Below are 7864 nucleotides of genomic sequence, written 5' to 3'. Positions count from 1 at the left end.
GAGGTGACCCGCCCCCCACCGGAGGGAGCCGGTCCGGGCCCGGATCAGCCGGGCACCGGGGTCACGGCGTCTTCTTCGTCACCTCCAGGTCGGCGGTGGGCCGGTTGACGGTGCCGCCGGGCGGTCCCGCGATGGAGGTGTTGTTGGCCTCCGCCGGGTCGGCCGTGGCGGAGTCCACGGTGGCGCGGTTACGGATGTCGGAGCCGTCGCCGTCGTACTCCGGGTCCACCTTCACCCGGAACACCCAGGTGTACGAGGCTCCCGGCGCCAGGGTCGGCAGCGGCCCGCAGTCGACCGTCGTCCCCGACATACACGTGTCGTCGGAGGAGACGAAGCTCAGCGCGGTCGGCAGGACGTCGGAGACCGTCACGTCGGTGGCCTGGGACGGGCCCTGGTTGGTGACCGTGAGGCTGTACTCGAAGGTCTCACCGGGGGCGACGGGGGTGTTCGTCACCGGCTTCTTGACGATGCCGAGGTCGGCGGAGGGCGCGGCGACATTGCCGCCGGGGACCGTCGCCGTATCGGTGTCGTTCTCGCTGGTGGGGTCGATGTTGTCGGCGGTGACCCGGGCCGTGTTCACCAGATCGCTGCCGTCACCGGTGTAGGCGGGGTCGATCCGTACGGTCAGGCTGTAGTCGGCGCTCTCCCCCACCTGGAGGGGTGTGGACCGGCGGCACGAGACCACATGACCGGAGACCGTGCACCCGGCCGGGGAGGATGAGACGTAGATCAGGCCCTGGGGGAGGTTGTCGATCAGCCGGACGTTGGCCGCGTCCGCCGAGGGCCCGTTGTTGGTGATCCTGATCCGGTAGTCGAAGGACTGACCGGGCGACAGCGGGGTGTCGCCGACGGCGGTCTTGGTCACGGACAGGTCCGCGTACGGCTGGTTGACGGCGGAGCCGGGCAGTCCGGCGGGCGGGCTGGTGTTGTTGCCGGGCACCGGGTCCTCGGTGTCGGAGGTGACGGTGGCGGTGTTCTGGATATCGCTGCCGTCACCCCGGTAGTTGGGGTCGAGCCGGACCGTGAAGCGCCAGGTCTTGGCGGCGGTCGGCATCAGCACGGGCTGCGGGCCACAGCTGACGGTCTGCCCCGCCGCCGTACAGCCGTCGGCGGAGGAGACGAAGGCGAGCTGGCTGGGGAGGGTGTCCGTGATCCGGGCGTTGACGGCGCGCGAGGGGCCGTCGTTGGTGACGGTCACCACGTAGTCGAAGGTCTCGCCCGGCGAGACGGGCGTGCTGGTCGCGGGCCGCTTGGCGGTCCACAGATCGGCCTGGGGCTCGCTGACGCCTCCGGGCGGGCGCACCGGCGGCGAGGTGTTGTCCTCCGGGTGGGGGTCGGTGGAGTCGGAGGTGGAGGTCGCGGTGTTGTCGAGATCGCTGCCGTCACCGGTGTAGGACTCGGAGAGCCGGACCCGGAAGGTCCAGCTCACCTTGGCGTGCGGTTCCAGGACGGCGAGCGGGCCGCAGGTGACCCGCTGTCCGGCCGCCGTACAGGGATCGGCGGAGGAGACGAAGGTGATCCCGTCCGGCAGGGTGTCCGTGATGGTGACGTTACGGGCGTCGGAGGGGCCCCGGTTCTCGGTGGTGACCTGGTACTCGTACTCCTGGCCCGGCACGATCGGGCCGTCGCCGAGCGGGGTCTTGACGGTCCGCAGATCGGAGACGGGGTCGAACGGGCCCACGGGGGAGACCGGGTCGGTCTTGTTGTTGCCGGGGTCGGGGTCGATGGCCTCGGAGGTGCCGGTGGCGGTGTTGCCGAGGTCGCTGCCGTCGCCCTGGTAGGAGGGGCTGAGCTGGACCACGAAGGACCAGTTCTTCGTCTCGCCCACGGTGAGCTGGGGCCAGGGCCCGCAGGTGATGGTCCGCCCGCTGGCGGTGCAGCCGTCGGCGGAGGAGACGAACTCCATGCCCTCGGGCAGGGTGTCGGTGGCGGTGACCTCACGGGCCAGCGACGGACCGTTGTTACGGGCGGTCAGGGTGTAGGTGACCAGGCTCCCCGGCGGGGTCTCGGCCTGTCCGGGGGCGCGGCTCAGGTGGCTGATCACCTCGGCCGGGGCCATGGCGCGCGGCAGCGCCAGGGCGGGACCCGGCCCGCCGCACAGCGGCACCGCGCAGAGCAGCGCGCCCACCACGGCCCGGACCGTGCCGCGTCGGCAGCGTGTCCATCTCATCTGGTACTTCCGTTCGTCGTGCGGGTCGTCGCACCACGGGGTGCGGCGGCGAGGGAGCCGGGCGAGCGGCGGGGTTCCCCGAGGCGGGGGCTTGGGGGTCGGCCGGTCTGGGTCCGATGGGGGCCAGCCGGTCCGCTGGGGTCAGGCGGTCTGCGGAAGGTCAGCCGGTCTGCTGAGGGTCGGCCGGTCTGCTGGGGCTCAGCCGGTCTGTTTGGTGAGGACGAGATCGGCGGTGGGCGGGGTGGTCCGGCCGCCCGGCACTCCCGCCGTCGCCCTGTTGTTGGCGGGGTTGGCGTCATCGGTGGCCGCGGCGGCCGTGGCTGTGTTGCGGATGTCGGTGCCGTCACCGGAGTAGGCCGGGTCGATCCGTACCCGCAGGGTCCAGGTCACCGAGGAGCCGACGGCGAGGGTGGCGGTGGGACCACAGCTCACCGCGGCGCCGGTGGCCGTGCAGCCGTCCGGGGACGAGACGAAGACGAGGGGCGCGGGCAGCGGGTCCCTGAGCCGGACCTGACGGGCGGTGGAGGGTCCGTCGTTGGTGACGGTGACGGTGAAGTCGAAGCTCTGGCCCGGTGACAGCACGGTCGTGGTGGTGGCTCGTTTGGCCGTGCGCAGATCCGCGTTGGGCGGGGTCACCCCGCCGGGCGGGGGCGCGGCGGCACTGGTGTTGTTGGCGGTGTCGGGGTCGCGGACGGCGTGGCTGAGGGTGGCGGTGTTCCGTACCCCGGTGGCGTCACCCGTGTACGAGGGGTCGAGCAGCACCCGCACCACCCAGGAGCGGGCCTGCCCGGCGGGGAGGGTGGTGAAGGCGGGGCAGCTCAGGGTGGCGCCCGCCGCCGTACAGCCGTCCGGGGAGGAGACGAAGGTCAGCCCGGCCGGGAGGGTGTCGGCGAGGGTGACGTTCCGGGTGTCGGAGGGGCCGTTGTTGGTGGCCGTGATCCGGTAGTCGAACTGCTGGCCCGGGGTGATGGGCCCGCTGCCGACACCCGCCTTGGTCGCCACGACATCGGCGACGGCGACGACCGTGGTGGTGACGGAGGCGGTGTTGTTGGTGTCGTCGGTGTCGGTGCGGTTGTCGGGTGGGGAGATGGTCGCGGTATTGGTGAGCGTGGCGGGCTGGGCGGGTGCCCGGCCCGTGATGGTGAGGGTGACGACTCCCCCGCGCGGGAGATCGAGTCCCACGACGATGCCGTTGCCGCTGCCCGAGGGTTGGTAGCAGCGGCTGCCCGTGGTGGCGGCACAGCTCCAGGTCACCCCGGTGAGTCCGGGCACGGGGTCGCTGAGGACGGCGCCGATGGCGTCGTTGTCCGGGCTGTTGGCCACCCGGACGGTGTAGGTCACCGGGCCGCCTCCGGCCGGTACGGAGGCGGTGTTCGCCGTCTTGGTGACGGACAGGTCGGCCGGGACGTTGATCTTCAGATCGCCGATCTCATGGTTGTTGGTGGCGAGTCCGGTGCCACCGGAGAACCCGACCTTGAGGGTCGACGGCAGGGCGGGCTGGTTGGCGATGGACCGTACGTCGTAGTCGGTGACCACCTCGATGAGAGGGGTGCCGGGGCCGGTGTCGGACCAGATCGACACCAGCAGCCGTCCGCCGCTGGGCATCACGGTGACGCGGACCGTGCGGTAGTCGCCCCGGCCCCGGGTCTCGACCGTGCCGCCGGGCCCGGCGACGGAGGTGCCGAACCGGTAGCCGCTGGTGCCGTTGCCGCCGCCGCGCAGCACGATCCGGTTGGCCTGGGAGCCGGGGCCGCCGTTGCCGACCCCGTTGGAGGAGAAGTTGCCGAACTCGTCCAGACCGATACCGAGGAAGGCACCGGGGACGCCGGAGCGGTTGCAGGGCGGGCCGCCGCCGCAGGCGTAGCCGAGGGAGCCACCGGGCGCGCCGGTCCCGTTGGGGGCGGCGCCGTCGGCGAGGAAGAAGGTGAGCCCGTCGCCGCGCTTGCCGTCGAAGGTGGTGCCGCCGTAGGTGGCGTAGGTGAACTCGGCGACGATACCCAGGCTGGTGGAGAAGGAGTCGTTCATCTCCCAGCCGCCCGCCTGGGTGGTGGCGGCGCTGGTGAGCCGGAGCCAGCCACCGCTCTGGTAACTGGCGTTGCCGGTGAGCGAGCCGAGGTTGCCGACGGCGGAGTCGAAGGGCTCATGGACGGGGAAGTTCAGCGCGCGGGGGGTCTGGGCTTGCTGGGCTTGCTGGGCTTGCTGGGCTTGCTGGGCTTGCTGGGCTTGCTGGGCTTGCTGGGCTTGCTGGGCTTGCTGGGCTTGCTGGGCCATGGTGGCGGGGGCCGACGGCTGCTGGGCCGTGGCCGCACCCGTCGCCGGGCCGAGCAGCAGCCCGGCCACCAGGAGCGGGACCAGCCGTCGACGCGCGGCCGTGGTGAGCCGGTGGTGGATCGCTCTCATCGTCCGTCGCTCTCTCCTCACACGCGTACCGGTCATAGCGACGGACGGCGCATCCGGCGCGCGAGTTCGAGCAGTGCGCCGCCCGCGCCCACGCTGAGGGCGGCGGACCAGGGCAGCCAGGGCGGCACCTTCTCGCCGGTGTCGGGGAGTTGGGGGTGGTCGGGGTCCGGAGCGGTGGGGCCGTCGGTGAAACCGCCGAAGTGGTCGGCGTCGGTGGGGTCGGTACCGCCCGGGTCCCCGATGTCGCCCGGGTCGGAAGGCCAGGAGGTGTCGGCGTCGCCACCATGGTCACCACCGCCGCCATCGCCACCGTGGTCGCCACCGCCACCGTGGCCCCCGTCACCGCCGTGGCCCCCGTCACCGCCGTGGTCACCGCCGTCGTGCGGTGGGTGGCTCGTGCCGCACTCCAGCCGGAGGGGGCCGCCGTCGGGCCCGCTGGTGCCGGGCCGGTTGCGGTTGTTCCCCGGCACCGGGTCCCGGGTCACCGCCGTCACCACCGCGATGTTGTCGATCACGCACCCATCGCCGTGCTGGCCGTCGCCGCCCTGGCGTGCGGCGGTCTTCCGTACCCGTACGACCAGGCGGTACGTCAGGGACTCCCCCGCCGCCAGACGGTCCCGGACGGGGCAGTCCACCTCCTGGCCCGACGCCGCGCACCCGTCGGGCGAGGAGACGAACTCCAGCGCGGCGGGCAGCGGGTCGCCCACCCGGACCCCGCGCGCCTCGGCGGGGCCGTGGTTGTGGACGGTGATCCGGTAGGTGAAGGTGTCGCCGGGCCGCACCCGGCGCTCTCCCTTGGGCAGCTGGGCGGTCTTGCGCAGGGACAGATCGGCCCCGCCCGTGACGGGCGGCACCGGGAGGCCGGTCAGGGTGGCGGTGTTGTTGCCGGGTACGGGGTCGCTGGTCTGGGAGGAGACGGCGGCCACGTTGGTGATGTCGGAGCCGTCGCCTGTGTAGTCCTTGGCCAGCCTGACCATGACCACCCAGGTGTGGGACTGACCGACGGCGAGCCTGGCGAGCGGACCGCAGGTGATCCGCCGCCCCGACGCCGTACAGCCGTCCGGTGAGGAGACGAACTCCAGCGACTCCGGCAGTTCATCGGTGATCAGTACGTCGGCGGCGCTGGAGGGACCGTGGTTGGTGACGGTGATCTGGTAGGCGTAGACGGTCTCCCCGGGCGCGGGCGGCTTCCCGCCCGTACCGCCGGGGCCGCGCGGGACCGGCGGGCCGAGCTGGGAGGAGACGGTGAGGTCCGCGCCGCCCGCCGGGACGGCGGGCCCGCCCGGGGGTGTGGTGACCGGCCCGGTGGTCTCCGGAGCGATCGGCTCCGGTGGGACGGCGCCGGGGATCCCCTGGTCCGGGAGGAGGGTGGCCGACTGTTCCGGAGGCAGGAGGTCCGGTCCCGCGAGCGGGTCGGGCGGCGCGACCCCGTCCGGGATGTCCGGGGCCGGCGCCGGGGCCTGTGACGCGCCGCCGTCGTGGCCATCGGCCGGGGGTACGGAGTCGGGCACGGCCTCCGTCAGGGCGTCGCCGTCGGTCAGGGCGTCAGCGTCGGTCAGGACGTCGCCATCGGCCACGGTGTCGCCATCGGTCAGGGCGTCACCGTCGGTGGGCGCGGGCGCCGGGTCCGGGGTGGTGGGCGAGGCCGGGGGCGGCGTGTCCTCCGCCGGGAACACCTCGCCCGTGGGGCCGGGGCCCGCTGCGGCGGGGGACGGGGTGGGGGTGCCCGTGTCCGGTCCCGGAGCGGTGGCGGACGGCTCCCGCGAGGTGCCGTCGCCGTCCGGGTCGGCGGCGGGTGGGGCCGTGGGCGGGGTCGTGGGCGTGGTCCTGGACGACGGCGGTCGTTCCGTGCCGTCCACGGGCGCGCCCCCGCCGGGAGCCTGCTCCCCCTCGGGAGCGGCGGACGCGGCGGGCGCGGGCACCAGCACCGAGAAGCTCAGCCCCAGAGCACAGCACGCGGCCGTCAGACCACCGGCCCGGCGGGCCGCCCTGACGGGCCGTCCGAAGAAACTTCCCATGCGGTGTGCCCTCCGTGTACGCCGGTGACCGGCCTCCGGTCACCGGTCCACAGAGTGCACACCTCCCCATGAGCAGTGCGTTTATCTGATTAATCAGACTTATTAGCCATAAAGCACTAACCGTTTCCATCGGGAGGCGGTACGGGGGGCCACGCGGCCGGAATCACACATACCGCCAACTCATGAAGCACGGGAACCTCACAAGTATTGGTCCAGACCTTTACGGCGGCGACGTTGACTTATACCGTAAGGGCCGACGCCAGCGCAGGCCGCGCCGTCGTCAACCCCCCACAAGGAGTTAAGCGTTGACAGGCACCTGTCCGCGTCCACCATGCCACTGACCAGGCACGTGAACGCCCTTGAACGCGCCACGGCCCCACCCGCCTGACCCTTCCTCCCACACTACGAGGGTCACCGGCACGGGCCGGTCCCACCCTGCCGCCGACGACCGCGACACTTCGCGGCCGCCGGGCCCCGGTCGGGTGAGCCGCCGTCCCACGGTGGCGATGCGCTGACTGGAGCCCTGTCACCAGGAAGGACGCATCATGACGGTTCGTTTCCGTAAGCACCCGGACGTCGTGTCACCAGGCATGGCCGATCGCGCCCTGCCGCTCCCCTCCCAGCCGCTTCCGCCCCACGCGGTCGCACCCATCGTGTCCACGCCCGTCTCCGTCCCCTCGGTCGCCTCCCGGTCGGGAGCCCGCAGGTCGCACGCCCGCAGGTCGTCCGAGGCCCGCAAGCCGTGGGCCGGGCCCCGCTGGGCCGAACCCGCCCTCAAGGCGGCGCTCCAGCGCTACCGGCCCCACAGCACCACCGTGCTCAGGGTCTCCGTCGGCCTGATATTCCTCTGGTTCGGCGTCATGAAGTTCATCCCCCAGACCAGTCCCGCCGAGGACGTCGCCACCCGCACCATGGACGTCCTCAGCTTCGGTCTCGTCCCGCCCGGGGCGACCCTGCCCCTGCTCGCCCTCTTCGAGAGCGCGATCGGCCTCGGGCTGATCACGGGAGTCCTGCTGCGGCTGGTGCTCGCGGCGTTCTTCGTCCATATGGCGGGGGTCTTCTCCGCGCTGCTGGTCCTGCCGGGCGAGATGTGGGACGGGTCGACGGGGGCGCCGACGCTGGAAGGGCAGTACATCATCAAGAACGTGGTGCTCATCGCGGCCTGTCTGACGGTGGCGGCGGACCGGCGCGAGCGCGGGGCCTCGCGGTCGCGGTGAGCTCGACCTCGCCCGGCGTTCCGTGGGGCCCGGTCCGTTGCGCGTGCGCGCACACGGAC

The 7864-nt window shown here is 72.8% G+C and carries 4 protein-coding genes; 1 reads left to right on the top strand and 3 read right to left on the bottom strand.

Features of this window, described 5'->3' with window-relative positions; all coding sequences use genetic code 11:
- Window positions 1-61 precede the first annotated feature (61 nt).
- The 3 genes from ACFVIM_RS29835 to ACFVIM_RS29825 form a co-directional block, all read right to left on the bottom strand.
- On the bottom strand, window positions 62-2170 hold the full coding sequence (locus ACFVIM_RS29835; protein WP_384307790.1) for a CARDB domain-containing protein: 2109 nt from the start codon (window positions 2168-2170) through the stop codon (window positions 62-64).
- A 198-nt stretch (window positions 2171-2368) separates the two neighbouring features.
- The gene (locus tag ACFVIM_RS29830) at window positions 2369-4570 is read right to left on the bottom strand and encodes a hypothetical protein (protein WP_384307788.1); all 2202 of its coding nucleotides are present in this window, start codon (window positions 4568-4570) and stop codon (window positions 2369-2371) included.
- Between the two features lie 32 nt (window positions 4571-4602).
- Window positions 4603-6588 carry a hypothetical protein gene (locus ACFVIM_RS29825; protein WP_384307784.1) on the bottom strand — a complete coding sequence of 662 codons (1986 nt, stop codon included), beginning with the start codon at window positions 6586-6588 and terminating at the stop codon, window positions 4603-4605.
- Window positions 6589-7133: 545 nt separating this feature from the next.
- Here ACFVIM_RS29825 and ACFVIM_RS29820 point away from each other — a divergent pair.
- The gene (locus ACFVIM_RS29820; protein ID WP_384307781.1) at window positions 7134-7805 is read left to right on the top strand and encodes a DoxX family membrane protein; all 672 of its coding nucleotides are present in this window, start codon (window positions 7134-7136) and stop codon (window positions 7803-7805) included.
- The last annotated feature ends 59 nt before the right edge of the window (window positions 7806-7864 follow it).

The organism is Streptomyces sp. NPDC057638, from assembly GCF_042800315.1.
Classification (GTDB): Bacteria; Actinomycetota; Actinomycetes; order Streptomycetales; family Streptomycetaceae; genus Streptomyces.
This window is presented reverse-complemented; position numbering and strand designations above follow the sequence as displayed.

What these genes read in the sequence shown, in the direction of transcription:
- ACFVIM_RS29825 (WP_384307784.1), bottom strand. Translation starts at nt 6,588, where the DNA reads ATGGGAAGTTTCTTCGGACGGCCCGTCAGGGCGGCCCGCCGGGCCGGT.
- ACFVIM_RS29820 (WP_384307781.1), top strand. Translation starts at nt 7,134, where the DNA reads ATGACGGTTCGTTTCCGTAAGCACCCGGACGTCGTGTCACCAGGCATG.
- ACFVIM_RS29830 (WP_384307788.1), bottom strand. Translation starts at nt 4,570, where the DNA reads ATGAGAGCGATCCACCACCGGCTCACCACGGCCGCGCGTCGACGGCTG.
- ACFVIM_RS29835 (WP_384307790.1), bottom strand. Translation starts at nt 2,170, where the DNA reads ATGAGATGGACACGCTGCCGACGCGGCACGGTCCGGGCCGTGGTGGGC.